This window comes from Streptomyces sp. NPDC096013 (assembly GCF_044763565.1).
Taxonomy (GTDB): Bacteria; Actinomycetota; Actinomycetes; order Streptomycetales; family Streptomycetaceae; genus Streptomyces.
Genome location: NZ_JBIWGK010000004.1, coordinates 576,627 through 602,873, shown reverse-complemented (window position 1 = coordinate 602,873; position 26,247 = coordinate 576,627). Strand labels below are relative to the sequence as shown.

The window sequence follows — 26,247 nt, the reverse complement described above, 5'->3', positions numbered from 1 at the left end:
ACTTCAGTGGTGCGGGAAATTCGGGGAACGTTGCATTCCGCGATATCGCGGATATTCGCGCAGCGGTTTATCCGCTACCAGCGGTACCAACGACCCCGGCGGCCACCGACACCCGGCGAACGCGCCACAAAGCCCAGCAGCCACAGGACGAGAACGACAATGGCGACCCACCAGAGAATCTTGACGGCGAATCCGGCACCGAAAAGAAGCAGTGCCAACAGAAGAACCAGGAGCAAGGGAACCATGTTTATCAACCTCCAGGCGTCCGAGTGCCCTGCCGGAAATGAATCATGCGCCGGAGGCAGTGAAATAATTCGGGAGGCTGGAGAATGCCTGTTCGCGGACGATTTTCCGCTCCGCGAACCGGCCTAACGGGCGGGCCTGCCGAGGTCGAGCCGGCCGACCCGGGCCACGTTCTCCCGGTCCTCGGTGTCCGCGCTGGGCTCCGCCGCGAACCAGGCGTCGAGGATCTCCTTGAGCAGCGGCTCGGACGTCAGCCGCAGACTGAGCGCCAGCACATTGGCGTCGTTCCAGCGGCGCGCGCCGTCCGCCGTACCGGCGTCCGTGCACAGGGCCGCCCGCACCCCCGGCACCTTGTTCGCGGCGATCGACGCGCCCGTCCCGGTCCAGCAGCACACGACCGCCTGGTCCGACACCCTGTCGGCGACCTCACGCGCCGCCACCTCCGAACACACTGCCCACCGCGGGTCGTCCCCGGGCCGCAACGCCCCGTGCGCCACCACCTCATGACCCCGGTCACGCAGTTCCACGACGAGCGCCCGCGCCACAGGTTCGTCCATGTCCGAGGAAACAGAGATCCGCATGGACCGGAGGCTACTCAGACGACGAGCGCGATGCCATCCCGGAGCGCGCACAGGCAGCGGTCCCCGCCGGGTCACGGACAACTGCGGTCCTACGACCCGGCGGGGACCGGTCCCGCTACGACCGGCGCCAGCTCTGGTTGGCGCCGCCGGTGCAGGTCCAGATGTCCAGCGCCGTGCTGTTCGCCGTGCCGTGGCCGACCGCGTCCAGGCACTTGCCGGAGCCGACGTTGACGACACTGCCGTCGGCCCGCACCCGCCACTGCTGGCCGGCACCGCCGTCGCAGTCCCAGATCTCCACCGGGCTGCCGTCGGCGGTCGCACCGCCCGTGACCTCAAGGCACTTGGAGTCGTAGACGGTCAGTTGGTTGGTGGTCGTGGACGTCCAGGTCTGGTTCGCGCCGCCGTTGCAGTCCCACAGCGCGGGCCGCGTGCCGCTGGTCTGGTCGGCGCCGGGGACATCGACGCAGCGGCCGGACTCCTGGCCGGTGAGCGGCGCCGCGACCGCGCCGCGCAGCCAGCTCTGGTTGGCTCCGCCGGTGCAGGTCCACAACTCCAGCAGGGTGCCCGGAGCGGTGGCCTCCGCGGTGGCGTCCAGGCACTTGCCCGAGGCGGGGTTGACCACCCTGCCGTCGCCGCCCACGGTCCACTTCTGGGCCGCGGAGTTGTCGCAGTCGCCGATCTGCGCGGGGGTGCCGTCGGTCGTGCCGCCGCCCTTGGCCTCCAGGCACTTCGCGCCGCCGTAGACGGTGAGGCGGGCGGCGGGCGTCAGGGTCCAGGACTGGTTGGCACCGCCGTTGCAGTCCCAGAGGGCGAGTTGGGTGCGGTTGGCGCGGCTCGCCCCGGGAACGTCCGCGCACAGGCCGGACTGGCGGCCCTTGAGGATGCCGGCGTGGTTGCCCGGCGGGTTCGCGGTGACGGACAGGTTGTCGAACTGGTCGGTCCGGTAGCCCACCACCCCGATGCCGATCTGGCCGGCCGCATACGAACTGTCGTCGGTGGCACCGAGGTTGACCCCGTCCGCGGTGACCGTGATCCGGTCACCGGAGAAACCCAGGGCAAGGGTGTGCCACGCGTGCGTGCCGAGTGCCGCCCTGGTTCCGGAGAGCAGCGTGGTCAGGGTGCCCGCCGCCGAACTCCTCACCAGGGACCAGGCGCCCGTGTCGCTCACCCGGAACAGATAGGCGGCCTGGTGGCTCTGCGGACGGTTCTGGGTGTTGGCCCGGCCCAACAGCTCGACCGTACCGGCCTGTTGGAGGTTCACATCGGCCTTGACGGTGTAGTCGGTCCACGTCGGATCGCCGAGCAGCGAGAAGGCGTCGGAGTCGTCCTGCCACTCGATCGGCTTGACCGGCGTCACCTGCTGCACACACTGTCCGCCACGGCCGTCCGCGCACGGCCGTGCCTCGAACGAGCCCTGCATGTCGGACAGATAGGTGGCCTCGGTCCCGGAGACATCGTTGTCGAAGGAGTCGGTGTAGGGCAGCGCGAGGGCATGCGCGGCCGGCGCGCCGGCGGTGCCCTTGCCCTGGCCGGTGGTCGTGGTGACCGTGTAGATCCAGCCCGGTTGCAGCGTCAGGGAGTACGCGCCCCCGGCCGGGGTGATGTCCTGCGTGTGCACGAAGTCCGTTGACGGGCTGGGGCTGTTGACCCGGGTCGCCCACACATGCACCGCACCGGTGGAAAGACCGCCCCGCACCTGGACGTCGACCGTCTGCGCGGCCGTGGCGGTGGTGGTCTCCAGCACCGTGGAGTAGTCCGCCCCGCCCGGTGACGTGAGCGTGGCGTAGGTGCCGTTGGACTCGGTGCCGCCGAGGTAGCCCGACGCGGAGTCGATGAACTTCCAGCCGGGCTGGGCGAATTGGGTGACCTGCGCGGTCGCCCAGGTGTTCTCGCCGATCGAGTAGTTCCCGGACCAGGGCGAGTTCGTGGTGGCCAGGCCGACCGTGCCGTAGGGAAGGTTGGGGTAGATGGCCGCGACCAGCGGCCAGTTGAGGTAGGCGGTCATGCGGGCGTCCACGTAGCCGCGCACGATGGAGCGGATCAGCGCCGGTGCTCCGGCGTCCATGTCCAGGGAGCCGTTCTCCGAGGCCCAGAGCGGTTTGCCGTTGTTCTTCGCGGTGGTGGTGCTGGAGCAGGTGTCGGCGCTGCCGCCGTCGCCGCCCGCGCACGGGTAGTGGGCGCCGATGACCGACACGGCGTTGTCGAACGCGGAGTCGGCCGCCATGTCGTCGGCGACGCTCCAACCGGAGTCGTCGGCGACGATCCGCACACTGCCGTACCCCGCGCTGTCGAGCGCGGTCCGCAGCTGGACGTACCAGGCGGCGTCGTGGCCCCGCTCGTTCCAGCCGCCGAGGTAGCTGATCGGCAGACCGTGCTGCCGGGCGCAACCCAGCCAGGAGATCAGGTAGTCGATGGTGTCGGTGGACCAGAAGCCGCCGCTGATCCAGCCGGGGGCGGCCCACGCCAGGCCGTACAGCTTGATGTCCGGGTTACGGGCCCTGGCCTGCTCGGCGAGCCAGAATTCGTACCCGGCGTCGCAGTTGATCTGGCCCTTGGTGTGCTCGATGGACGGTTCGGAGCCGTCGGTGGAGTTGGCGTCTCCGCCGATCTCCAGCTTGAGCAGCTGGAGGTTCGCGCCGTAGCCCGGCTTGAACAGGTAGTCCAGGATCTGCGACTGCTGGGCGGGCGGATAGTCGCGCAGCAGACGGGAGTTGCCTCCGCCGCCGCTGATCGCCCCGATCCCGTCGAATGTCCGGCCGCTCTGGCCGCCGTCCACGGTGATCGAGGTGGCCGCGGCCGCCGCCAGGGCCGGTTGCGCACCTGTCGAGCAGAGGGCGGCGATCAGGGCCATGACCCATAAGGGCAGGAGGCGTCTCAGGGTTCTTCTCACGGTGTCGTCCTTCTCCAGCGGGGGGTGAGGACAGGTGAGGAGAGCGCTCTCAGACGCGGGCGCGGTCCCGGCTGTCCGTGGAGGTTCGGGCGACAGTGTGGAGTTGTGCTGACTGATCGTCAAGGCGTGGGCCCGTCCTGCCTCAAAGCCTCTGTCCGCTCGTGAATCCGGGCCCGGACCGCTCTCGGTTCTGTTCGTTCGTGCCGCTGTCCGGTTTCCGCCCCGCCGACCGGGGCGGGGTCAGCGGACGACGTCGAGGACGTTCAGCTGAAGTCCGTTGGCGTACACGGCGTGCTCGACCAGCTTCAGCCTCTGGGTGTCCTTGTCGGTCGCGGGGAACAGCCGCTTTCCGGCGCCGAGCAGCAGCGGGTAGACGAGCAGGTGGTAGCGGTCGACCAGACCGGCGTCCGCGAGGCCGTGGTTCAGGGCCGCGCTGCCGTGCACGGTGATCGCCCCGCCCTCGGTCTCCTTGAGGGCGGCGACCTCGTCGAGCGAGCGCAGGATCGTGGTCTCGCCCCAGTTCGACACCAGCGCGTCGTCGGTGAGGGTGGTGGAGACGACGTACTTCGGCAGGGCGTTGTAGTGGGCGAACTCCTCCATGCCCGGCCACACCGGACTGAACGCCTCGTAGCTGGCCCGGCCCATCAGGAGCGCCGTGGACTCCAGCTGCTCGCGCCCCTTGATGTCGAACGCCTCCGGCAGGAAGTCGACCTCCTTGAAGGTCCATCCGGCGTTGCGGTAGCCGGGCTCGCCGCCCGGGGCCTCCATGACGCCGTCGAGGGAGAGGAAGGCGGTGCTGATCAGAGTGCGCATCGTGGGTCCTCGGGTGGATGGGTGCTCTGTGTGCGGACCACTCCAGCATCTAGCCGACAAAAAATATTGTCAAGGCGGAGGAAGTTGTCGGAGGGGCATGGTCTCGCGCGTCCGGGTAGGGGCAATGCCGTGACAGGGAGCAGGAAGGGAGATCCCGCATGGCCGGACTGGCGGTCCCGATGTGGGACGTGAGCAATGGACAGGGGCTGCGCCAGCTCGCCGAACTGGGGCTCGCGCTGCTGCTGTCGACCCTGATCGGCTGGGAGCGTGCGGCACAGCAGAAGAGCGCCGGGCTGCGCACGCACACCCTGGTCGGGATCGCGAGCGCGCTGATGATGGAGGTCTCCCAGCACGGCTTCACCAACGTCCTCGGGCTGGACAACGTCTCCTTCGACCCCTCGCGCGTGGCGGCCCAGATCGTCTCGGGTATCGGCTTCATCGGCGGCGGCCTGATCTTCGTGCGCCGGGACGCGGTCCGCGGGCTGACGACCGCCGCCACCATCTGGCTCACCTGTGCCGTCGGCATGGCCTGCGGAGGCGGCCTGCCGATCCTGGCCCTGGCCACCACCGCCGTGCACTTCCTCGTCGTGCGCGGCTACCCCCTGCTCTTCGCGCACCTGGCACCCGGCGTCGACCCGGCGGCCTTCGAGGTGCGGCTGACCTACCGCACCGGCACGGCGCTGCTGCCCCAACTGATGGAGACCTGTACGCGGCGGGGTTTCCGCATCCAGGCGGTCAAGGTCGACCGGCTGCCCGAGCGGGCCGACCCGGCAGCGCAGGTCCTGCTGCGGCTCGAAGGCACCGCCGACGCCGGGCAGTTGACGTCCGAGCTGTTCCAGAACGACGGCGTGAGCGAGGTCGAACTGATGGCGGCCACGGACGACGAATAGGGCGCATGCCCGCCGAAGCGGGCGGGGTCGTTTTCGGCTATACGCCGCGCGTATACGTTCCGTGTATACGCCGCATGTATAGTCCGGGTCATGGCCACCGCGACCGCGTCCCCTCGGGACACCCCCGTCACCGTCCTCACCGCTACCGCCGCCTTCGGGCTGCTGCTCGGCTGGGCGACGTACAGCCTGCACGGCACGACACCCCTGCTGGAGCGGGCGACCAACTCGGTGTCCGCCTGGATCATCTGGACCGCCGCGGCCGGTGCGCTGATCCGGTCCCGGCCGCTCGCCGTCTGGGGCGGGGCGCTGATGATGCTCGCCACCTGTGTCGGCTACTACACGGCCTCCACGCTCGGGGACACCTTCGGCGCCGGCGGTCTCGGCAGCGCCGCCGTGTGGTCGCTGGCGGGGCTGGCCGGGGGGCCGCTGCTGGGCTGGGCCGGGTGGACCGTGCGGCGCGGGCCGGAACGCGTGCGGCCGGTGGCCGGGGCGGTCGTCGCGATGGTGGTGCTGGGGGAGGCGCTCTGGCTGGGCCCCACGCTCCACTACTGGGATGAGGCGACCGCGTTCCTGGTCATCGGCGCGCTGCTCGTCGCTGTCCTGACCGGATACCTGGCGCGCGCCGGAGTGCGGCGCGCCTGGCTGTGCGCCGTGCTCGCCCCCGTGGGCGGTCTCGCCTTCCATCTCGCCGAGAAGGGAATCCTCGACGGCCTGCTCGGTTCGGTGTGAACCGGCGGGCCTACGGCACCGGTCCCGTCGTCCCCTGATCGTGCGCGACGCTCCACTCGCGGTACGCGGCCACGGCCGTCGGCAGGGTCGGGAAGATGTGGTCCGTGCCGACGGAGTCCACCAGGCCGTAGGCCCGCAGGTCGGCGAGGAGATCCTGTTTGACCCGGGCCAGGGCGAACACCACGCCCTGGTGGGCAAGTTCGCGGCGGAGTTCGTCGACCGCGTCCAGGGCGGTGATGTCCACCTCGACATTGGCCTCGGCGTTGAGGACGAACCAGCGGACAGGGGTGGTCTGTTGGGCCACGGCGGCCAGGGCGCGGCGGCGGAAGTTCTCCGCGTTGGCGAAGAACAGCGGTGAGTCGTAGCGGTAGACGAGCAGGCCGGGGATCGTGCGGGCCTGCGGGTAGTCGTCCACGTCGTGCATGCCGGCCACGCCCGGGACCAGGCCCTCGACGGCGTCGTGCGGACGGGCCACCCGGGTGAGGAGTTCGGCCACCGACAGGCCCACGGCGACGATCACGCCGTAGAGGATGTCGAGGGCGAGGACTCCGGCCAAACAGCCCAGGGCGAGCAGGAGTTCGCGGCGGCGGAAGGTGGCCAGGCGGTGGAAGCCGGTGAGGTCGATCATGCGGACGGCCGCGTAGACGACGAGGGCGCCGAGGACCGCCGAGGGCGTGCGGGACAGCAGGGGGCTCAGGAAGAGCAGGACCGCCAGGACGACCGCTCCGGCGATCAGTGAGTACGCCTGGCTGCGGGCGCCCGCCGAGGAGGCCAGCGCGGTGCGGCTGGCGCTGCTGCTCACGGGGAAGCCGTGGAGCGCTCCGGCGCCGAGGTTGGCCGCGCCCAGGGCCAGGAACTCCTGGTCGGCGTCGAGACCCGGGCCGTCGTCGTCCTCGCCGCCGGTGAAGGCCCGTGCGGTGAGGATGAAGTCGGTGTAGGCGACGAGCAGGACACCGAGCGCGGGCAGTACCAGGTGGGGGAGTTGGGTGAAGTCGGGCAGGCCGAGCGTGGGAAGTCCCGCCGGGACGTGGCCGATCACCTTGATGTCGTAGCGGTCGTCGAGGTCGAGGGCGGCCACGGCCGCCGTGCCCAGCACCACGGCAAGCAGCGGTCCCGGCACCATCCGGGACAGCCGTGCCACCGTGAACAGGAACGCGAGTGTGACGGCGGCGAACAGCACGGTGGGCGCGTGGAGTCGGTGCAAGTGCCGCAGAAAGGACCAGAGTTGGGGGAAGAACGCCGAGCCGGTCGTCGACACCCCGGTGAGCTTGGGGAGTTGGTCCACGATCATGATCAGGGCCACGCCCGACAGGTAGCCGATCAGCACCGGGCGGGAGAGGAGGTCGGCGACGAAGCCGAGGCGTACCGCCCACGCGGCGAGGCAGAGCAGGCCGACCGTGACCGCGAGGGCGGCGGCCAGCGTGGCGTAGCGGCCCGGGTCACCGCCCGCGAGCGGGCCCACCACCGTCGCCGTCATCAGCGCGGTCGTCGACTCGGGGCCCACCGAGAGCAGCCGGGACGAGCCCAGCACGGCGTACAGGGCGAGCGCCGGCAGGATCGCCCACAGGCCCGCGACCGGTGGCAGCCCGGCGACCCCGGCGTAGGCCATGACCTGCGGGACGAGGTACGCGGCGACCGTGACACCGGCCAGCAGATCGCCGCGCAGCCAGGCGCGCCGGTAGCCGGCCAGTGATGCGATGCCGGGCGTCAGGCGCCGCCACTCCAGGGCGCGCCCGCCGGGGGACACGGTGTTCCTCGCCCCGACCGCCTCAGAGACTCGCCGCGTGGTCCGGGACGTACGTCTGGAGATCGCGCGGCGGACGCTCGTAGCCGGTGGACGGCGGGCGGGGCGGGAGTTCGAGGACCGGGGGCGCCACCTCGTGGTAGGGGAGGGAGCCGAGGAGATGGGCGATCATGTTCAGCCGGGCCCGGCGCTTGTCGTCGCTCTCGACGACGGCCCAGGGAGCCTCGGAGATGTCGGTGTGCACCAGCATCTCGTCCTTCGCCCGCGAGTACGCCTCCCAGTGGGTGATGGACTCCAGGTCCATCGGCGACAGCTTCCAGCGCCGCAGCGGATCCTCCAGCCGCCGGCGGAACCGGTCCTGCTGCACGGAGTCGCTCACCGAGAACCAGTACTTGCGCAGCACGATCCCGTCCTCCACCAGCATCCGCTCGAAGATCGGGCACTGGCGCAGGAACAGCTGGTACTCCTCCTTGGTGCAGAAGCCCATCACGCGCTCGACCCCGGCGCGGTTGTACCAGGAGCGGTCGAACAGGACGATCTCGCCCGCGGCCGGGAGATGTTCGACGTAGCGCTGGAAGTACCACTGGGTGCGCTGGCGGTCGGTCGGTTTGGGCAGCGCGGCGATGCGCGCGACACGGGGGTTGAGGTGCTCCGCGACCCGCTTGATGGTGCCGCCCTTGCCCGCCGCGTCCCGGCCCTCGAAGACGATCACCAGCCGGGCGCCCTCGGCCCGCACCCACTCCTGGAGCTTGACCAACTCGGTCTGAAGGCGCAGCAGTTCGGTCTCGTACTTCTCGCGCGGCAGCTTCGTCGCCTTCTTGCCGGCCATGCCGCCTCAACCCCTCGATGACGTGCGCTGTTTCCCGTGTCCAAGGTCGAACACCTGGACAGCACCGTACTGACCGGCGGGGGAGCGCGCACCCTGGATGCCCCCTCCGCCGGGTTTGCCGCGCGCGGCAACGGCAACCCGGACCATGTGACAGCGATGACCACACAACAGGAACTCGTCCGTTTCCTGGAGGACCGCTTCGCCTGCGCACAGGCCTGCACCGACTGTTCGCGGGCCTGCGTGCTGCGCGTCAGCCGCTCGGGTCCGGACGCCACCGATCACGAGGCGCTCGTACGGCGCAAGGCGCTGCTGTGCGCCGAGGTGTGCGACGCGACCTGCCGGATGCTCGCCGAACAGAACCTCCAGGAGGAGCCGTCCCTGCGCGTGCAGGCCAAGTGGTGCCTGCTCGTCTGTCTGGAGTGCGCGCAGGTCCTGGACGCCCAGCCCGGCGCCGAGGCGGACGCCCAGGCGTGCCGGGACTGCGCACAGGCGTGCACGGACTTCCTGGCGACACTGAACTGACGGCGGCCCGCGGCCACTTGGCCGACGGGTGACTGCGCCCTCTTGAGGGCATCGACGCCTCGCCATTCCCTATTTCTGGAACGCGTTCTACGGTGTGCGCCGTCAGGACCGGCCTTGGGGAGCCTGGAGGCGCCGTGCATCTCGACTACACGCCCGAGCAGCAGCGGCTGCGCACCGAACTGCGCGCCTACTTCGCCGAGTTGGTACCCGATCACGCCTACTCGCGCTACGACGACCCCGCCGCCCAGAAGCGCTTCTACCGCGAGACGATCCGGCGGCTCGGCGCGGACGGCTGGCTCGGGGTCGGCTGGCCCGAGGAGTTCGGCGGGCGCGGGCTGACGCCGATGGAACAGTTCATCTTCTTCGACGAGGCCGCGCAGGCCGGCGTACCGCTGCCGCTGATGGCGCTGAACACCGTCGGACCGACGATCATGCGGTTCGGCACCGACGAACAGAAGGCGTACTTCCTCCCGAAGATCCTCTCCGGCGAGATCGACTTCGCGATCGGCTACAGCGAGCCCGAGGCCGGCACCGACCTGGCCGCCCTGAAGACCCGGGCGGTACGTGACGGCGACGAGTACGTCGTCAACGGCCAGAAGATCTGGACCACCAACGGCGACACCGCCGACTGGGTCTGGCTCGCCGTCCGCACCGATCCCGAGGCCCCGCCGCACAAGGGCATCACCATGCTCCTCGTGCCGACCGCCGACCCCGGCTACACCTGCACGGTGATCAACACCCTCGCCTCGCACGACACCACCGCCAGCTACTACGAGAACATCCGCGTCCCCGTCACCCGCCGCGTGGGCGCGGAGAACCAGGGCTGGCGCCTGATCACCAACCAGCTCAACCACGAGCGCGTCACCCTCGCCGCCCACGGCACCATGGCGATCCGCGCCCTGCACGACGTCCAGCACTGGGCGATGGAGACCAAGCTCGCCGACGGCCGCCGCGTCGTCGACCTCCCCTGGGTCCGCCGCCTCCTCGCCCGCACCCACGCGAGGCTCGACGCGATGAAACTCCTCAACTGGCAGATGGTGAACGCCGTCCAGGAAGGCACCCTCACCCCCCAGGACGCCTCCGCCGTCAAGGTCTACGGCTCCGAGGCCCGCCGCGACGCCTACGCCTGGCTGATGGAGACCGTCGCCGCCGCAGGCGCCCTGAAGGAGGGCTCGGCGGGCGCGGTCCTGCACGGCGAACTGGAACGCGGCTACCGCTCCGCCGTCATCTTCACCTTCGGCGGCGGCAACAACGAGATCCAGCGGGAGATCATCTCGTGGATCGGGCTGGGGATGCCGAGGGTGCGGCGCTAGGCCGTGTCCGCAAAGTCCCGCCTGCCTCGCGACGCCCGGCACGCACGCTCGCCGCACCGCCCGGAAGCCCAAGTACGTCCAGTACGGGGGCTTCCGGGCGGCACACCGAGCGCACGCACCGGACGCCGCGAGGCCCGCCCTCCGGGCGGACGACGGGACTTTGCGGACACGACCTAGCCCGGGTCGTGCACCGCCACAGGAAGGCGCGAGCGCCGAGCAGGGGTGGCTTCAGATGCAGTATCCGCTGCAGGGTCCCAGCCACAGCGGACCGCAGCCGCGGTCGGTCCAGTTGCAGTAGAACGGTGAGGCGTAGCACACGGTGTCGCAGCTTCCGGTCCCCGCGCACTGGGAATTGCAGTCGAGAACCTGGCCGCTCTGATCGCTCCGAGGAGTCACGCCTTGTGTGTCGGCGGGGCCCAGCGTCATGAGCACCGCCCGCGCCCCGCTCTCGCCGAACGCCGCCACAGCCGCCGCCTTCAGGTCTTCGGCGCCCGCTTCCTGCCGGCGCCCCGCGATGATCTGCGGTGCCGACCGCGTCGCGTGATCCAGCACGGCGGACTGCTCGGCCGAGAGGCCGGGGTGCGTCTTCCGGTAGTCCGCGAAGTGCGCCACCCACAGGTCACTCCGGGCCGACGCGGACAGCGCGCCGTAGATGGCGCGCCGGTAGTCCGCGGGGTAGGAGGCGAACTCGGAGTAGCCGGAGGGCAGCCGGTCGAGGTTGGCCTTCACCCATCGCGACGCCTTACTGCCCCGGGCGCGGGTCACGGCCTGCGCGGGGGAGGCTGCCAGGCCGCCGGTGACCAGAAACGTTCCCAGAGCCAGCCCCGGGACGGCCTTGAGGATTCCGCGACGGCTCGGAGGCCGCAGCCCATCGAGGTCGCGCAGCGCACGCACCACCCGCAGCGAGTCGGAGGGCCCCAGCAGCCGCCCCAGACGGAGGGACAGCGCGGTTCCGGTCCAGGCGCGCACGTGGTCGCCGTCGACCGCCAGCAGGGTCGGGGCCCACTCCGCCCCTTCTCCCAGGGCACGCACCCGCAGGTCGCGAATTCGGGGTTCCGCGAGGCCCGCGGTGGTCAACGTGCCCTCGACGGACACCCGGACCCGGTCCACCACGTCTTCGCAGAATCGACAGTCCGCGTCGAACGCCAATATCCACTCGGTCACAGGAATCTCCCCACGATGATGTGACGAACCGCCCATGGTGTTCGTGCGGTACGCGATGTGAGTTCTCACGCCGATCGGCAGCGCGCGGGCCGCTCTTCCCGAGCGCTGTGCGTCTGCCTGAAGGGAAACCATTCGCCGGGGCGCCCGGGAGCGTCAATCACTTCGGTGAGGATCGAAATGCTTCCCTTCCGAGGGCCGTCCGGCCCGCCACCGGCTCCCGCGGCAACTGCCCGCCGCAGGCATCCTGTTGCTCTGTGCTCCCGCCCGTGCGCCGGTACGCCCCCCGTCCCGGCATATTCTCCGGGCAGTGCGACGGCACGCGCCCGGGCCCGTACAAAGTCGGACGATCGCTCGCCATACTGGACGAGCCAGGGGAGGGCGGGACGAACACCGACGGGGGCGATCGCGGGAGATGGGGGACAGCAGGCTGATCCAGGGCCGCTACCGGCTGCTCGAACTGATCGGGCGCGGCGGCATGGGCGAGGTGTGGCGCGCGCGGGACGAGTCGCTCGGGCGGCATGTCGCCGTGAAGTGCCTCAAGCCGCTGGGTGCGCACCACGACCAGTCGTTCACCGGCGTGCTGCGCGAGCGGTTCCGGCGCGAGGCCCGGGTGGCGGCGGCGCTCCAGCACCGAGGCGTGACCGTCGTCCACGACTTCGGCGAGTCCGACGGAGTCCTCTACCTGGTGATGGAACTCCTCGACGGCCGCAACCTCTGCCAGCTCCTGGAGGACAACGAGCAGCGGCCACTGCCCGTCGGCGACGTCGTCGACATCGCCGAACAGGTCGCCTCCGCCCTCGCCTACACCCACCAACAAGGCATCGTGCACCGGGACTTGAAGCCCGCGAACATCATGCGGCTGACCGACGGCACGGTGAAGATCTGCGACTTCGGCATCGCCCGCCTCGGCGCCGACATCGGCTTCACCTCCCGGCTCACCGGCACCGGCATCGCGATGGGCACCCCGCACTACATGTCGCCGGAACAGATCAGCGGCTCCGAGGTCGACCAGCGCAGCGACCTCTACTCCTTCGGCTGCGTGCTGTACGAACTCACCACCGGGGCACCGCCGTTCGACCTCGGCGACGCCTGGGCCATCCTCATCGGCCACCGCGACACCGCGCCCACCCCGCCCCGCACCCGGCGCCCCGAGGTACCCGAGTACCTGGAGAAGGTCATCCTCGACCTGCTGGCCAAGCTCCCGGAACAACGTCCCTACGACGCGCGGGAGTTGGGCCGCCGGATCAACCTGGGCCGTACGACACCCCTGTACGTGCCGACCGTTGTGACCCCGCAGCCCCCACTCCGCCCGGCCGAACCGGCGTCCGGTGAGCCGCGTCTGCCGTCCTGGACGCACGGGATGACCACCGGCCACAAGGCGACCGGCGCCGGACTGCGCACCACCCCGCCCGACGCCGGAGCCGGCCTCACCAGCGAATGGATCGCCCGCCCGGCCACCGGCCACGCCGAGGAGCCGGTGCCCGAGTCCGCCTCCCCACCGTCCCGGGAGATCCTCGACGGCCTCGCGGGACGGCACAACGCGGGCCTGAGCCTGGGGAGGCTGGGCCGCTGGGCCGAGGCGGGCGAGGTGCACCGCGCGGTCGCCGCCGAACGCCGGAACCTGCTGGGCCCCGACCACCCCGACACCCTCGCCAGCCGCTACGAACTCGGCTTCACCCTCAGCCGCACCGGCCGCACCGCCGACGCCCTGCACGAGTACACCCACGTCGCCCGCGTCAGAGAACGGGCGCTGGGCGCCGACCACGCCGACACGCTCGCCGCCCGGCAGGAAATGGCGTACGTCCTGGGCCAGTTGGGCCGCCACTTCGACGCACACCAGGTGTACACGTCCGTGCTCGCCGCCCGGGAACGCACCATGGGCCCCGACCACCCGGACACCCTGCGCTGCCGCCACAACCTCGCCTTCAACCTCAGCAGACTCGGCCGTCTGGAGGACTCGTACCGCATGGCCCGCGAGGTCGCCGCCGCCCGCGCCCGCGTGCTCGGCCCCAGTCACCCCGACACCCTGGTCACCCGCTACGAAGTCGCCTACGCGCTGGGCCAGTTGGGCCGCTGGCCCGAGGCCCTCCAGACGTACGGCGAGGTCGCCGAGGCCCGCGCCAAGGCACTCGGCCCCGACCATGCCGACACCCTCGCCGCCCGCTACGAGATCGGCATCAGCCTCGGCCGCCTCGGCCGCAGCGCCGACGCCCTCAAGCTCTACCGCGACCTCATCGACGACCGCACCCGCGTCCACGGCCCCGCCCACCCCGAGACCCTCCGCGCCCGGCACGGCCTCGGCGTCAACCTCGGACGCCTCGGCCGCTGGGAGGAGGCCCTCGCCGAGTCCCGCGACGTCTGCGCCATCCGCGAGCGCGTCCTGGGCGCCGACCACACCGACACCCTGGTCAGCCGCCGCGAGGTCGCCGTAGGCCTCGGCTGGCTCGGCCGCTGGGCCGACGCCCTCACCGAGTACCGGCGCGTGGCCACCGCCCGCGAACGCGTCCTCGGCGCCGCCCACCCGGACACCCTCTCCAGCCGCACCGACGAGGCCCACTGCCTGGAACAACTCGGCCGGAGCACGGAGGCGGCCGAACTGTACCGCCGGGTGGCCGCGCTACGGCAGGGGCCGGCATCCGGCGGGCACTGAGGGGCCGGGGCGCCGACTCCGGCCTCGGACGCCCGGTACCGTCCGCTCTCCTCGGGCCGTGATCGCGGACGGCCACACCAGCGCAGCAGCCCAGCCGCCAGGGCCCGACGCCGTGAAGAGGCGTGGGGAACCGCGCGACCAGCCCCCGCCCCGCGGCACCCACGAAACAACCCGAGGACGCACAGCCAAACGCGCCCCGCACCCCGCCCACCCCTGGCCGACCTAGATCACCTCGTGTTACCAAGAACCATGCCTGCACACGAGGGACCCGGACACCGGACGTACGACGCCGTCATCGTCGGCGGTGGCCACAACGGCCTGGTCGCCGCCGCCTACCTGGCCCGGGCCGGGCGCTCCGTGCTCGTCCTGGAACGGCTCGACGGCACCGGCGGCGCCGCCGTGTCGACGCGCCCTTTCGCCGGGGTCGACGCCCGGCTGTCCCGGTACTCGTACCTGGTCAGCCTGCTGCCCAAGAAGATCGTGCGGGACCTCGGCCTCGACTTCCGCGTCCGCGGACGCACCATCTCGTCGTACACCCCCGTCGAACGCGACGGACGCCCCACCGGCCTCCTCGTCGGCGGCGGCGAGCGCCGCACCCGCGACGCCTTCGCCCGGCTGACCGGCGGCGACCGCGAGTACGCGGCCTGGCAGCGGCTCTACGGCTTGACCGGCCGCCTCGCGCAACGCGTCTTCCCCACGCTCACCGAACCGCTGCCCACCCGAGAAGAACTGCGCCGACGCGTCGACGACGAGGACGCCTGGCGGATGCTGTTCGAGGAGCCGATCGGTGTCGCGATCGAGGAGAACTTCACCGACGACCTGGTCCGGGGCGTCGTCCTCACCGACGCCCTCATCGGCACCTTCGCCGACGCCCACGACCCCACGCTCGCCCAGAACCGCTGCTTCCTCTACCACGTCATCGGCGGCGGAACCGGCGCCTGGGACGTGCCCGTCGGCGGCATGGGCGCCCTGACCGACGCGCTCGCCACCGCCGCGCGCGAGGCCGGCGCCGTACTCGCCACCGGGCACGAGGCCGTACGCATCGACACGGACGGGCGCGCCGCTGAGATCACCTACCGCACCGCCGAGGGCGAGGGCACCGCGGCCGCCCGGCACGTCCTGGTCGGCGCGTCCCCGCAGCAACTGGCCGCCCTCACCGGCGACGAGCCGCCCGCGCCCGCCGAGGGCGCCCAGCTCAAGGTCAACATGCTGCTCAAGCGGCTGCCCCGGCTGCGCGACACCTCGGTCGACCCCCGCGAGGCCTTCGCCGGCACCTTCCACATCGCCGAGGGCTACGACCAACTGGCCGCCGCCCACGCCCAGGCCGCGTCCGGCTCGCTGCCCGCCGCACCGCCCTCCGAGATCTACTGCCACTCGCTCACCGACCCGAGCATCCTCGGCCGGGACCTCGTCGAGGACGGCTACCAGACCCTCACGCTCTTCGGCCTGCACACCCCGGCCCGCCTGTTCGAGCAGGACAACGACGCCGTACGGGAAGAGCTGCTGAAGGCGACGCTGGCCCAGTTGGACCATCACCTCGCCGAACCCCTCGCCGACTGCCTGGCCACCGACGCGGACGGCCGCCCCTGCATCGAGGCGAAGACCCCGCTCGACCTGGAACGCGACCTCAGGCTCCCCGGCGGCAACATCTTCCACCGCGAACTGACCTGGCCCTACGCCCAGGACGACACCGGCCGCTGGGGCGTCGAGACCCGGCACGCGAACGTACTGCTGTGCGGCGCCGGCGCGGTGCGCGGCGGGGGCGTAAGCGGGGTGCCCGGGCACAACGCGGCGATGGCGGTACTGGAGGCGGGGGAGCGCTGAGGAGGTACCGGGCGGGATGATGCGGTGGCCGGGAGGAAGGGAGGGTGCTCGTGTCATCGGTCGGTGACTTCTACGACGTGCTCGCCGCCGACTACCACCTGATCTTCCCGGACTGGGACGCGAGCATGACCGCCCAGGCCCGGGCGCTCGACGGAGTCGTCCGGGCACGGCTGGGGCCGGGGCCGCACCGGGTGCTGGACTGCTCGTGCGGAATCGGCACCCAGGCGATCGGGCTTGCGAGGGCCGGGCACCGTGTGGTCGGCGGCGATCTGAGCCCGGCCGCGGTCGCACGCGCCGCCGCGGAGGCCGCCGCCCGGGGTGCCGTCCTTCCGGTGACCGTGGCGGACATGCGCGAACTCCCCTACCGGGCAGCCGTGTTCGACGCCGTCGTGTGCGCCGACAACTCGCTGCCGCACCTGCTCACGACGGCCGACGTACGCACCGCGCTGGCCGGTATGCGCCGAGTCCTCCGCGACGGCGGGCTGTTGCTGCTGACCGTCCGGGACTACGACGAGGTCCGCGCCGCCCGCCCCACGTCCACGCCCCCGCAGGTGTCGACGACCGCCCGGGGCCGCGCCGTCACCTTCCAGTTGTGGCACTGGCACGACGACGGCGAACGCTACGACCTGGAGCACTTCCAGCTGGTACCGGCGACGGGCGGCGGCTGGGAGGTGCGGGTACGGCGTACCGCGTACTGGGCGCTGACGCGCGCGGAGGTGAGCGACGCGGTGGCCGACTCCGGCTTCTCGGAGGTCAGTTGGCACGACCCGGAGGCCAGCGGTTTCTACCAGCCCCTACTCACCGCGCGACGCGTCTAGCCTCCGAAAAATCTGACGGAGCATCAGAAAAGCTCTTCCGTCGTCCGGAGGACTGCGGCATTCTGCGCCCATGCAGACGGAGTTGAGCAAGAAACTGGGAGTCGAGCACGCCATTTTCGGCTTCACGCCGTTCCCCGCCGTCGCCGCGGCCATCAGCCGGGCCGGCGGTTTCGGAGTGCTCGGCGCGGTCCGCTACACCGCACCCGACGACCTCAAGCGTGACCTCGACTGGCTGGAGGCACACGTCGAGGGGATGCCGTACGGCCTGGACGTCGTCATGCCGGCGAAGAAGGTCGAGGGCGTCACCGAGGCCCAGGTCGAGGCGATGATCCCGGAAGGGCACCGGAGGTTCGTCACCGAGACCCTGGCCAAGTACGGTGTGCCCGAACTCGCCGAGGGCGAGGCGTCCGGCTGGCGCATCACCGGGTGGATGGAACAGGTCGCCCGCAACCAGCTCGACGTCGCCTTCGACTACCCGATCAAGCTGCTCGCCAACGCCCTCGGCTCCCCGCCCGCCGACGTCGTCGCCCGCGCCCACGACCGGAACGTGCTCGTCGCAGCCCTCGCCGGCAGCGCCCGGCACGCCCGCAAGCACGCCGAGGGCGGCATCGACATCGTGGTGGCCCAGGGCTACGAGGCGGGCGGGCACACCGGTGAGATCGCCTCCATGGTGCTCACGCCCGAGGTCGTCGAGGCCGTCGATCCCCTGCCCGTACTGGCCGCCGGCGGCATCGGCAGCGGACAGCAGGTGGCCGCCGCGCTCAGCCTCGGCGCGCAAGGTGTGTGGCTGGGCTCCCTGTGGCTGACCACCACGGAAGCCGACATGCACTCGCCCGGCGTGACCCGCAAACTGCTCGCCGCCGGGTCCGGCGACACCGTCCGCTCGCGCGCCCTGACCGGCAAACCGGCCCGTCAGCTGCGCACCGAGTGGACCGACGCCTGGGACGACCCGGACGGCCCCGGCACCCTCCCGATGCCGTTGCAGGGCCTGCTGGTCGCCGACGCCGTCTCCCGCATCCAGAAGTACGAGATCGAACCACTCCTCGGCACACCCGTCGGCCAGATCGTCGGCCGCATGAACAGCGAACGCAGCGTCCAGGCCGTCTTCGACGACCTCACCCACGGCTTCGAGCAGGCCGTCGACCGCATCAACCGCATCGCCGGAAGGAGCGGACAGTCGTGAGCACACCTCCCACCGGATTCTGGGCCCAGGCCGCTCAGAACCCCCACCGCACGGTCCTCGTCGCGCCCGACGGCGAGGAGTGGACGGCCGGCCGGCTGCTCGCCGCCACCAATCAGCTCGTCCACGGTCTGCGCGCCGCCGGGCTCGAACGCGGTGACGCCTTCGCGGTCGTGCTGCCCAACGGCGTCGAGTTCTTCACGGCCCATCTGGCCGCCAGCCAGGCCGGGTTCTACCTCGTCCCCGTCAACCACCACTTCGTCGCACCCGAGATCGCCTGGATCGTCGCCGACTCCGGCGCCAAGGTCCTCATCGCGCACGAGCGGTTCGCCGAGCCCGTCCGCCAGGCCGCCGACGAGGCAGGGCTGCCCGCCACCCACCGGTACGCGGTCGGCACGGTCGAGGGCTTCCGGCCGTACACCGAACTCCTCGACGGGCAGCCGGAGTCGGCGCCCGAGGACCGCACCCTCGGCTGGGTCATGAACTACACCTCCGGCACCACGGGACGCCCCCGAGGCATCCGCCGCCCCCTGCCGGGAAAGCCCCCCGAGTCCGCGTACCTCGGCGGTTTCCTCGGCATCTTCGGCATCAAGCCGTTCGACGACAACGTGCACCTGGTCTGCTCGCCGCTCTACCACACGGCCGTCCTCCAGTTCGCCGGCGCGAGCCTGCACATCGGGCACCGCCTGGTCCTGATGGACAAGTGGACCCCGGAGGAGATGCTGCGCCTCATCGACCGCGAGAAGTGCACCCACACCCACATGGTCCCCACCCAGTTCCACCGCCTCCTCGCCCTCCCGGCGGACACACGGGCGCGCTACGACGTCTCCTCCATGCGGCACGCCATCCACGGCGCCGCCCCCTGCCCCGACCATGTGAAACGGGCGATGATCGACTGGTGGGGCCACTGCGTGGAGGAGTACTACGCGGCCAGCGAGGGCGGTGGTGCCTTCGCGACCGCCGAGGACTGGCTGAAGAAGCCCGGCACGGTCGGCAAGGCCTGGCCCATCAGCGAACTCGCGGTCTTCGACGACGACGGCAAGCGGCTCCCGCCCGGCGAACTCGGCACGGTCTACATGAAGATGAGCACCGGCGGCTTCGCCTACCACAAGGACGAGGACAAGACGCGGAAGAACCGCATCGGCGACTTCTTCACCGTCGGCGACCTCGGCTACCTCGACGAGGACGGCTACCTCTTCCTCCGCGACCGCAAGATCGACATGATCATCTCGGGCGGCGTCAACATCTATCCGGCCGAGATCGAGTCCGCACTCCTCGCCCACCCCGCCGTCGCCGACGCCGCCGCCTTCGGCATCCCGCACGACGACTGGGGCGAGGAGGTCAAGGCCGTCGTCGAACCGTCCCCCGGCCACGAACCAGGACCCGCCCTCGCCGCCGCCCTCCTCGACCACTGCGCCGGACAACTCGCCGGCTACAAACGGCCCAAGAGCATCGACTTCATCGCCGAGATGCCCCGCGACCCCAACGGCAAGCTCTACAAGCGCCGACTGCGGGAGCCGTACTGGGAGGGACGGACCCGGCCCATGTGAGGAGGGCGTGGGTGGTGAGCAGTGGCGCGGGACCACCCCGCCCCCGCTTGACCTGCCCGGGCGGCGGACCGAGGATCATGTGTCATGACGCCCGGACACGGCAGCACGGTTGACGGGGTACTGCGACGCAGTGCCCGGCGCACTCCCGCCCGCGTGGCGGTGGACTACGGCGAGCGCTCCTGGACGTACGAGGAACTCGACGACGCCGTCTCCCGCGCGGCGACCGTGCTCCTCGACCGGGGACTCACACCGGGCGACCGGGTCGGCTCCTACGGCCACAACTCGGACGCCTACCTGATCGGCTTCCTCGCCTGCGCCCGCGCGGGCCTCGTGCACGTGCCGGTCAACCACAACCTCACCGGCGACGACCTCGCGTACATCGTCGGCCAGTCCGGCAGCAGGCTGGTACTCACCGATCCCGACCTCGCCGGGCAACTCCCCGACGACGTGACGACGTTGCCGCTGCGGAACGCGGACGGCTCGCTGCTGGAGCGGCTGCCGTCCGCCGAACCGTACGACGGGCCCGAGCCGCGCACCGAGGACCTGGTGCAACTGCTCTACACCTCGGGGACGACCGCCCTCCCCAAGGGCGCGATGCTGACCCACCGCGCCCTGGTGCACGAGTACTTGAGCGCGATCACCGCCCTGGACCTGAGCGCCGGTGACCGGCCCGCGCACTCGCTGCCGCTGTACCACTCGGCGCAGATGCATGTGTTCCTGCTGCCCTACCTCGCGGTCGGGGCGACCAACATCATCCTCGACGCACCCGACGGCGACCGGCTCTTCGACCTGATCGAGGCCGGGCGCGTGGACAGCCTGTTCGCGCCGCCCACCGTGTGGATCGGCCTCGCCAACCGGCCCGACTTCGCGACCCGTGACCTGAGCGGGCTGCGCAAGGCGTACTACGGCGCGTCGATCATGCCGGTGCCCGTCCTGGAACGGCTGCGCGAGCGGCTGCCCAAGCTCGCCTTCTACAACTGCTTCGGGCAGAGCGAGATCGGCCCGCTCGCCACGGTCCTGGGCCCCGACGAGCACAAGGGCCGGATGGACTCCTGCGGCCGGCCCGTCCTGTTCGTGGACGCGCGGGTGGTCGACGAGGAGGGCAAGGACGTGCCCGACGGCACACCCGGTGAAGTCGTCTACCGCTCACCGCAGTTGTGCGAGGGCTACTGGGACAAGCCCGAGGAGACGGCCGCCGCCTTCCGCGACGGCTGGTTCCACTCCGGCGACCTCGCGGTACGGGACGCGCACGGCTTCTTCACCGTCGTCGACCGGGTGAAGGACGTCATCAACTCCGGTGGCGTACTCGTCGCTTCACGCCAGGTCGAGGACGCGCTCTACACCCACGAGGGCGTCGCCGAGGTAGCCGTGATCGGCCTCCCCGACGACCGCTGGATCGAGGCCGTCACCGCGGTCGTCGTCCCGCGCGGCGAGGTCACCGAGTCCCAGCTCATCGACCACGCACGGGAGAAGCTCGCCCACTTCAAGGCACCCAAGCGGGTCGTGTTCGTGGAAGAGCTGCCGCGCAACGCCAGCGGAAAGATCCTGAAGCGGGAGCTGCGCGAGCGGTTCGGCAACTGAGCCTTCCCAGCGGGCGGTTGACGCCGGGGTGTGCCGCGCACGACGGTGGAACGGGTCACGTCCTCGGGCGAGGTGTGCGACCGGGTGCTGGGCGGGAACCTCGCGGAGCTGCTGGGGCCGGCGTGACGGGGTGATCAGGGCATGCGGAGGTCCACGATGCGCCGGATCTCAGCCACGCCGCGCTCCGGCGACTCCGGGGAACTGCCTTGCGGCGGACGCCGGTTGACGGTGAGGATCGACCGCATGCCCACCTTCACCGCTACCGACGGCACCCAACTCGCCTACCACGTCCGGGGTGAGGGCGAGCCCCTGGTCGTGCTCCCCGGCGGGCCCATGCGGGCCTCCGGCTATCTCGGGGACCTGGGTGGACTGGCCGCCCACCGGCGGCTGATCCTGCTCGACCTCCGGGGCACCGGGGACTCCGCGACGCCGGCCGACCGGGCGTCGTACCGCTGCGACCGGCTGGTCGACGACGTGGAAGTGCTGCGCGCCCACCTGGGGTTGGATCACATGGATCTGCTCGCGCACTCGGCGGGCGGCAGCCTGGCGATGCTGTACTCGGCCCGGTATCCCGAGCGGGTGGCGCGGCTGGCGCTCATCACCGCCACGCCGTGGGCGCTCGGCAGGCCGGCCACGGCCGAGGACCGGCTCGCCGCGGCACGGCTGCGGAAGGGGGAGACCTGGTTCGAGGACGCGTACCCCGCGTTCGAGGCATGGCTGGCCGGCACCGCGGACTTCGACCCGGCCATCGAGCCCTTCTTCTACGGCAGTTGGGACGCCGCCGCCGCGCAGCACAGCGCGGCGGCCGACGAGCAGTGCAACGACGAGGCCGCCGAGCTCTACTTCTCCGAGGGCGCCTTCGACCCGCCCGCCACCCTGGCCGCCCTCGCGGACCTGCCCGCGCCCGCCCTGGTCCTCGCGGGCGAGTTGGACGGCGGCCCCCGGCCCGACCTCGCCCGCCGCACCGCCGACGCCTTCCGCGAGGCCGAGTCGGCGGTGCAGCCGGGCGCCGGGCACTACCCGTGGCTCGACGACCCGGTGTGGTTCGTGCGCCGGGTCACCGCGTTCCTCGAAGGGTGAGGGCTACTTCGCGTACGCCGTCATGAAGCGGTCCCGGAACTTGTCCATGCCCAGCACCGGTGCGCGGTCGGCCGGCTTGAGCCCGTCCGTCCAGCCCCAGCTGGAGATCTTGTCCAGCACCTTCGGGTCGTGGGCGACGATAGTGATCGGCACGTCCCGGTCGCTGGTGCCGCCGGTGACCGTCGGCACGGGCTGGTGGTCGCCGAGGAAGACGAGGACGGTGTTCTTGTTGCCGTAGCGCTGGACCCATTGGGTCAGGCTGTCCACGGAGTACTGGATGGCCTTGCGGTACTCGGTCCGCACGCGCTTCGCGCTCTTCCAGACCTCCGTCGGGTTCGTGCCCTCCTTCTTGATCTGGTTGAAGATCGTGCCGTCCCCGAGCTGGTTCCACGGGATGGTGTGGGCGATCGGGGACCAGGGGTTGTGGCTGGAGGCCAGGATGATCTCCGCCATGATCGGGTCGCGGTTCTTCTTGCCGTACTCGAGCTTCTCGAAGGACTCCAGGCTGAACTGGTCCGGCACCGGCGTCCAGCTGAAGTACGGGCCCTGGTACCCGAGATGGGTCGAGTCGTAGATGTTGTCGAGGCCGAAGTACTTGCCCTCGGGCCACGACTTGCGCACCCCGGGGACGATGCCGACCGTGCGCCAGGCGCCGGTCTTCTGGAAGTAGCTGGTGAGGGTCGCGCGGGTGCTGGTGGTGACGGTCCGGTAGCGCTGCTGGTTCTTGATCCACAGGCCGGACAGGAACGTCGAGTGGGCGAGCCAGCTGCCCGCGCCCGTCACCGGGGACCTGAGCCAGGCGCTGCGCGAGGAGAACCCGGCCGCCTTCAGCCGGGCGTCGCCCGCCGTGAGCGTCTTGTCCATCTCCGGCGCCATCGTCGGGTCGTCGAGCGCGACACGGCCGTAGCTCTCGATGAACGTCAACAGCACGTCCTTGCCGCGCAGTCCGGTCAGCAGCTGGTCGGGCGGGGTCTTCGCGAAGGCGTCCACCGTGAGCTGCTTCTTGAAGACGTCGGCGTCACCGAGGCCCTCGCGGACGTACTTCACCCGGTTGGAGAGGAACTGGCTGTAGCCCTTGGTCGCGAGCGTGACACCGCCGACCTGCACGCTCAGCGTGAAGCACATGATCCACACGACACCGAGGACGAGGGTGGTGCGTACGGCCGCGGGGCGGTGCCTGGCCAGCACGTCCGCCAGCCGCACCATCGCGAGCGCGCTGCCCGCGAGCACCGCGATCAGCAGGGCGATCACCCCGATGATCGCGAGCACCTCGCCCGAGTGACCGAACGAGTCCTTCATCCAGTCCGCCGCGTCGCTCAGCAGGACCCAGTCGAAGACCAGGTCGAACGGCCGCGCCAGAGTCTCGTAGAAGCCCATGTCGAGGCACTTCAGGACGGTGGACAGCCCGACGATCGCACCCGTGACCACGGCGGCGATCCGCCGCGCCCGCGACGGCAGCACGAGCAGCACCACCGCGAGCACGATCAGCTCCACGGGCAGCCGCAGGAACGACTGGAACGACATCCGGTCGAGCCGGTCGGGCATGACCAGCGCGACGACCAGCAGCGCACCGGCCAGCACACTCGTCCCCACGCGGACGACACGCGCCGCGAGGGGGAAACGGGTGCGCCAGCCGAACCAGCCCGCGCGGGGCGGGAGCGGGGATGAGGGGTCGTCGGATTCCGCCGAGTCGGCAGATTCCGCCGAGTCGACCGCGTCGGCCGAGTCGGGCTTCGTGGTGGGATCTGCTGCGCCCGCAGGATCAGTTGCCTTGGCCGAGTCGGCCGTATCGGTCGGGTCGGTCTGGTCCGTCGGGTCGGTCTGATCCGTCTGGTCCGCGGAGGCAGTCGCCTCGCCGGAGTCGGCGCCGTCGGGGGAATCCGCCGACCCGGTCTCGCCGCTCGGCTCGTCCGGTGCGACCGGCTCGGGTGGTTCATGCCGTTCGGGCGATGTCGCGGCCTCCGGCGCCGCTGTCGGGTCGGTCTCCCCGGTGGCCTTCCGCTGCGCCAATGGGTGAGAGCGAGTGAAGAGCGGCACCCGAACGTCCTTCCGTGCTGAGCCCGGTGATGGCATGACGTAGCCGGCCCGGGCCACCGGATCCGTCACCATCAGTACGGCCGCACGCTACCGCCAGTTCAAACTGGCCCGCGCGTTGACCCACTGTTGACTCACTGAGCTGCGGCGACCGCCACCTCCCGGGCCCACCGGTAGTCCGCCTTGCCGCTCGGCGAGCGCTGGATGGAGTCGGCGAACACCAGTTGGCGCGGGATCTTGTACCCGGCGAGATGGGTACGGCAGTGCGTCTGGATGTCGTCCAGGGACGGCCGTTCCGCGCCCGGGCGCAGTTCTACGACGGCCGCGACATGGTTGCCCCACTTCGCGTCCGGCACCCCGGCCACCAGCGCGTCGTAGACATCCGGATGCGACTTGAGCGCCTGCTCGACCTCCTCCGGATACACCTTCTCCCCACCGGTGTTGATGCACTGCGAGCCCCGGCCGAGGACCGTGACGACGCCCTCCTCGTCCACGGTCGCCATGTCACCGAGCAGCACCCACCGCTGCCCGCCCTTCTCGAAGAACGTCTCGGCGGTTTTCCTCGGGTCGTTGTAGTAGCCGAGCGGTACATGGCCGCACTGGGCGACCCGGCCGATCTCGCCGACGGCGACGGGTTCGTAGGTGGCCGGATCGACCACCTGCGTACGGGAGTTGACCCGGATGCGGAAGGACTTGCCGGCGCCGGAGTCGGCCGTCGCCGTGCCGTTGAAGCCGGACTCGGACGAGCCGTAGTTGTTCAGCAGCATCGTGTTCGGGAGCAGCTCCTGGAACTGCCGCCGCACCGTCTCCGACATGATCGCGCCGGACGACGAGACACTGAAGAGCGACGAGCAGTCGGTGCCCTTCATGGGCCCGTTGAGGGCGTCGATCAGCGGGCGGAGCATCGCGTCCCCGACCAGGGACATGCTGCTGACCTTCTCCTTCTCGACGGTCCGCAGCACCTCCTCCGGCACGAACTTCCGGTGGATCACGACGCGTTGGCCGAAGTTGAAGCCGATGAACGCGGTGAGCGTGGAGGTGCCGTGCATCAGCGGGGGAGTGGGGAAGAACGTGATCCCCGCCCCGCCGGCCGCGACCCGTTCGGCCAACTCCTGTGGCTTCTTGACGGGTTCACCTGTCGGCGCACCGCCGCCGAGTCCCGAGAAGAACAGGTCCTCCTGACGCCACATCACACCCTTGGGCATCCCGGTCGTGCCGCCGGTGTAGATGATGAACTGGTCGTCCGGCGACCGTGCGGGGAACCCGCGCTCGGGTGACCCGGCGGCCTCGGCGTCGGCGAAGGCCACGGCAGGCACGTCCGGCCCCTCCGCCGACGGCGCTCCCACCCGTACCAGATGCCGCAGTTGCTCCGCGCGCGGCAGCGCGGCGGACACCCGCTCGGTGAACTCCGTGTCGAAGACCAACGCCACGAGGTCGGCGTCCCGGTAGAGGTAGACCAGCTCCTCCTCGACGTAGCGGTAGTTGACGTTGACCGGTACGACCCGCGCCTTCAGGCAGCCCAGCACCGTCTGCACGTACTCGACGCCGTTGTAGAGATGGAGCCCGAGATGCTCACCCGGGCGGATTCCGGTGTCGATCAGATGGTGGGCGATCCGGTTGGCCGCCGCGTCCAACTCCGCGTAGGTCAGGCGGCGTTCCGCGCCCGTGCCCGGGTGGTCGATGTACACGAGCGCCTCGCGGTCCGGGACCACGTCGACGACCGACTCGAACAGGTCGGCAATGTTGTACTCCACCACTCCTCCTGACGTCGGTTCGCCGGTCATCAGAGCAAAGGGCGCGGCAACTGTGAAG

20 protein-coding genes are annotated in these 26,247 nt (G+C 71.0%); 11 read left to right on the top strand and 9 right to left on the bottom strand.

Translation table 11 applies throughout. The annotated features are described in order from the left end of the window. Positions 1 to 74 precede the first annotated feature (74 nt). From ACIRB1_RS17410 to ACIRB1_RS17395, 4 genes are all read right to left on the bottom strand, one after another. Positions 75 to 245 (bottom strand): hydrophobic protein, encoded by a 171-nt coding sequence (locus tag ACIRB1_RS17410; protein WP_352178978.1) that lies wholly within the window; start codon positions 243 to 245, stop codon positions 75 to 77. A gap of 123 nt (positions 246 to 368) precedes the next feature. After that, positions 369 to 824 carry an RpiB/LacA/LacB family sugar-phosphate isomerase gene (locus ACIRB1_RS17405; RefSeq protein WP_403466114.1) on the bottom strand — a complete coding sequence of 152 codons (456 nt, stop codon included), beginning with the start codon at positions 822 to 824 and terminating at the stop codon, positions 369 to 371. Positions 825 to 939: 115 nt separating this feature from the next. Next, on the bottom strand, positions 940 to 3,714 hold the full coding sequence (locus tag ACIRB1_RS17400) for a ricin-type beta-trefoil lectin domain protein (protein WP_403466113.1): 2,775 nt from the start codon (positions 3,712 to 3,714) through the stop codon (positions 940 to 942). Between the two features lie 240 nt (positions 3,715 to 3,954). Beyond that, positions 3,955 to 4,527 carry a dihydrofolate reductase family protein gene (locus ACIRB1_RS17395; RefSeq protein ID WP_403466112.1) on the bottom strand — a complete coding sequence of 191 codons (573 nt, stop codon included), beginning with the start codon at positions 4,525 to 4,527 and terminating at the stop codon, positions 3,955 to 3,957. Positions 4,528 to 4,685: 158 nt separating this feature from the next. On the opposite strand from ACIRB1_RS17395, the gene ACIRB1_RS17390 reads away from it, so the two are divergent. Together ACIRB1_RS17390 and ACIRB1_RS17385 are read left to right on the top strand one after the other, a co-directional pair. Beyond that, on the top strand, positions 4,686 to 5,417 hold the full coding sequence (locus tag ACIRB1_RS17390) for an MgtC/SapB family protein (RefSeq protein WP_403466111.1): 732 nt from the start codon (positions 4,686 to 4,688) through the stop codon (positions 5,415 to 5,417). Positions 5,418 to 5,507: 90 nt separating this feature from the next. Beyond that, positions 5,508 to 6,146, top strand: coding sequence for a DUF6518 family protein (locus ACIRB1_RS17385; RefSeq protein WP_352178973.1), 639 nt, complete (start codon positions 5,508 to 5,510; stop codon positions 6,144 to 6,146). Between the two features lie 10 nt (positions 6,147 to 6,156). Here the strand turns inward: ACIRB1_RS17385 and ACIRB1_RS17380 are convergent, their stop codons facing one another. Then, the gene (locus ACIRB1_RS17380; protein ID WP_403466110.1) at positions 6,157 to 7,893 is read right to left on the bottom strand and encodes a SulP family inorganic anion transporter; all 1,737 of its coding nucleotides are present in this window, start codon (positions 7,891 to 7,893) and stop codon (positions 6,157 to 6,159) included. Positions 7,894 to 7,915: 22 nt separating this feature from the next. Further along, a complete protein-coding gene (gene ppk2, locus ACIRB1_RS17375; RefSeq protein ID WP_352178972.1) occupies positions 7,916 to 8,719 on the bottom strand; it encodes a polyphosphate kinase 2 in 804 nt (267 codons plus the stop codon). Positions 8,720 to 8,866: 147 nt separating this feature from the next. Here ppk2 and ACIRB1_RS17370 point away from each other — a divergent pair, with 147 nt between their 5' ends. After that, the gene (locus ACIRB1_RS17370) at positions 8,867 to 9,241 is read left to right on the top strand and encodes a ferredoxin (RefSeq protein WP_352179595.1); all 375 of its coding nucleotides are present in this window, start codon (positions 8,867 to 8,869) and stop codon (positions 9,239 to 9,241) included. A 134-nt stretch (positions 9,242 to 9,375) separates the two neighbouring features. Beyond that, positions 9,376 to 10,554 (top strand): acyl-CoA dehydrogenase family protein, encoded by a 1,179-nt coding sequence (locus ACIRB1_RS17365; RefSeq protein ID WP_352178971.1) that lies wholly within the window; start codon positions 9,376 to 9,378, stop codon positions 10,552 to 10,554. 228 nt (positions 10,555 to 10,782) lie between these two features. Here the strand turns inward: ACIRB1_RS17365 and ACIRB1_RS17360 are convergent, their stop codons facing one another. Beyond that, the gene (locus tag ACIRB1_RS17360; RefSeq protein ID WP_403466109.1) at positions 10,783 to 11,718 is read right to left on the bottom strand and encodes a bacteriocin fulvocin C-related protein; all 936 of its coding nucleotides are present in this window, start codon (positions 11,716 to 11,718) and stop codon (positions 10,783 to 10,785) included. A gap of 412 nt (positions 11,719 to 12,130) precedes the next feature. Here ACIRB1_RS17360 and ACIRB1_RS17355 point away from each other — a divergent pair, with 412 nt between their 5' ends. The 7 genes from ACIRB1_RS17355 to ACIRB1_RS17325 all read left to right on the top strand — a co-directional run bounded on the left by ACIRB1_RS17355 (position 12,131) and on the right by ACIRB1_RS17325 (position 22,401). Then, entirely contained in the window at positions 12,131 to 14,368 is a 2,238-nt protein-coding gene (locus ACIRB1_RS17355; RefSeq protein ID WP_403466108.1) for a tetratricopeptide repeat protein, read from the top strand. Positions 14,369 to 14,617: 249 nt separating this feature from the next. Next, positions 14,618 to 16,192, top strand: coding sequence for a phytoene desaturase family protein (locus ACIRB1_RS17350; protein ID WP_403466107.1), 1,575 nt, complete (start codon positions 14,618 to 14,620; stop codon positions 16,190 to 16,192). A gap of 44 nt (positions 16,193 to 16,236) precedes the next feature. Next, positions 16,237 to 17,010: a class I SAM-dependent methyltransferase gene (locus ACIRB1_RS17345; RefSeq protein WP_403466106.1), complete on the top strand. Its 774-nt coding sequence runs from the start codon at positions 16,237 to 16,239 to the stop codon at positions 17,008 to 17,010. A gap of 70 nt (positions 17,011 to 17,080) precedes the next feature. Continuing rightward, a complete protein-coding gene (locus ACIRB1_RS17340; protein ID WP_352185834.1) occupies positions 17,081 to 18,193 on the top strand; it encodes a nitronate monooxygenase family protein in 1,113 nt (370 codons plus the stop codon). Continuing rightward, a complete protein-coding gene (locus ACIRB1_RS17335; RefSeq protein WP_352185833.1) occupies positions 18,190 to 19,740 on the top strand; it encodes an acyl-CoA synthetase in 1,551 nt (516 codons plus the stop codon). The genes ACIRB1_RS17340 and ACIRB1_RS17335 overlap by 4 nt, the downstream gene beginning before the upstream one ends. An 84-nt stretch (positions 19,741 to 19,824) precedes the next feature. Further along, a complete protein-coding gene (locus ACIRB1_RS17330; RefSeq protein WP_403466105.1) occupies positions 19,825 to 21,321 on the top strand; it encodes an acyl-CoA synthetase in 1,497 nt (498 codons plus the stop codon). A gap of 243 nt (positions 21,322 to 21,564) precedes the next feature. Then, positions 21,565 to 22,401 (top strand): alpha/beta fold hydrolase, encoded by an 837-nt coding sequence (locus ACIRB1_RS17325; RefSeq protein ID WP_403466104.1) that lies wholly within the window; start codon positions 21,565 to 21,567, stop codon positions 22,399 to 22,401. A 3-nt stretch (positions 22,402 to 22,404) separates the two neighbouring features. Here ACIRB1_RS17325 and ACIRB1_RS17320 read toward each other — a convergent pair whose 3' ends face one another. Continuing rightward, positions 22,405 to 24,474, bottom strand: a complete 2,070-nt coding sequence (locus ACIRB1_RS17320) for a sulfatase (RefSeq protein WP_403466220.1) — start codon at positions 24,472 to 24,474, stop codon at positions 22,405 to 22,407. Between the two features lie 95 nt (positions 24,475 to 24,569). Next, positions 24,570 to 26,189 carry an acyl-CoA synthetase gene (locus tag ACIRB1_RS17315; protein WP_403466103.1) on the bottom strand — a complete coding sequence of 540 codons (1,620 nt, stop codon included), beginning with the start codon at positions 26,187 to 26,189 and terminating at the stop codon, positions 24,570 to 24,572. Positions 26,190 to 26,247 lie beyond the last annotated feature (58 nt).

What these genes read in the sequence shown, in the direction of transcription:
- ACIRB1_RS17340 (WP_352185834.1), top strand. Translation starts at nt 17,081, where the DNA reads ATGCAGACGGAGTTGAGCAAGAAACTGGGAGTCGAGCACGCCATTTTC.
- ACIRB1_RS17325 (WP_403466104.1), top strand. Translation starts at nt 21,565, where the DNA reads ATGCCCACCTTCACCGCTACCGACGGCACCCAACTCGCCTACCACGTC.
- ACIRB1_RS17390 (WP_403466111.1), top strand. Translation starts at nt 4,686, where the DNA reads ATGGCCGGACTGGCGGTCCCGATGTGGGACGTGAGCAATGGACAGGGG.
- ppk2 (WP_352178972.1), bottom strand. Translation starts at nt 8,719, where the DNA reads ATGGCCGGCAAGAAGGCGACGAAGCTGCCGCGCGAGAAGTACGAGACC.
- ACIRB1_RS17410 (WP_352178978.1), bottom strand. Translation starts at nt 245, where the DNA reads ATGGTTCCCTTGCTCCTGGTTCTTCTGTTGGCACTGCTTCTTTTCGGT.
- ACIRB1_RS17355 (WP_403466108.1), top strand. Translation starts at nt 12,131, where the DNA reads ATGGGGGACAGCAGGCTGATCCAGGGCCGCTACCGGCTGCTCGAACTG.
- ACIRB1_RS17320 (WP_403466220.1), bottom strand. Translation starts at nt 24,474, where the DNA reads ATGCCATCACCGGGCTCAGCACGGAAGGACGTTCGGGTGCCGCTCTTC.
- ACIRB1_RS17395 (WP_403466112.1), bottom strand. Translation starts at nt 4,527, where the DNA reads ATGCGCACTCTGATCAGCACCGCCTTCCTCTCCCTCGACGGCGTCATG.
- ACIRB1_RS17350 (WP_403466107.1), top strand. Translation starts at nt 14,618, where the DNA reads ATGCCTGCACACGAGGGACCCGGACACCGGACGTACGACGCCGTCATC.
- ACIRB1_RS17385 (WP_352178973.1), top strand. Translation starts at nt 5,508, where the DNA reads ATGGCCACCGCGACCGCGTCCCCTCGGGACACCCCCGTCACCGTCCTC.
- ACIRB1_RS17405 (WP_403466114.1), bottom strand. Translation starts at nt 824, where the DNA reads ATGCGGATCTCTGTTTCCTCGGACATGGACGAACCTGTGGCGCGGGCG.
- ACIRB1_RS17330 (WP_403466105.1), top strand. Translation starts at nt 19,825, where the DNA reads ATGACGCCCGGACACGGCAGCACGGTTGACGGGGTACTGCGACGCAGT.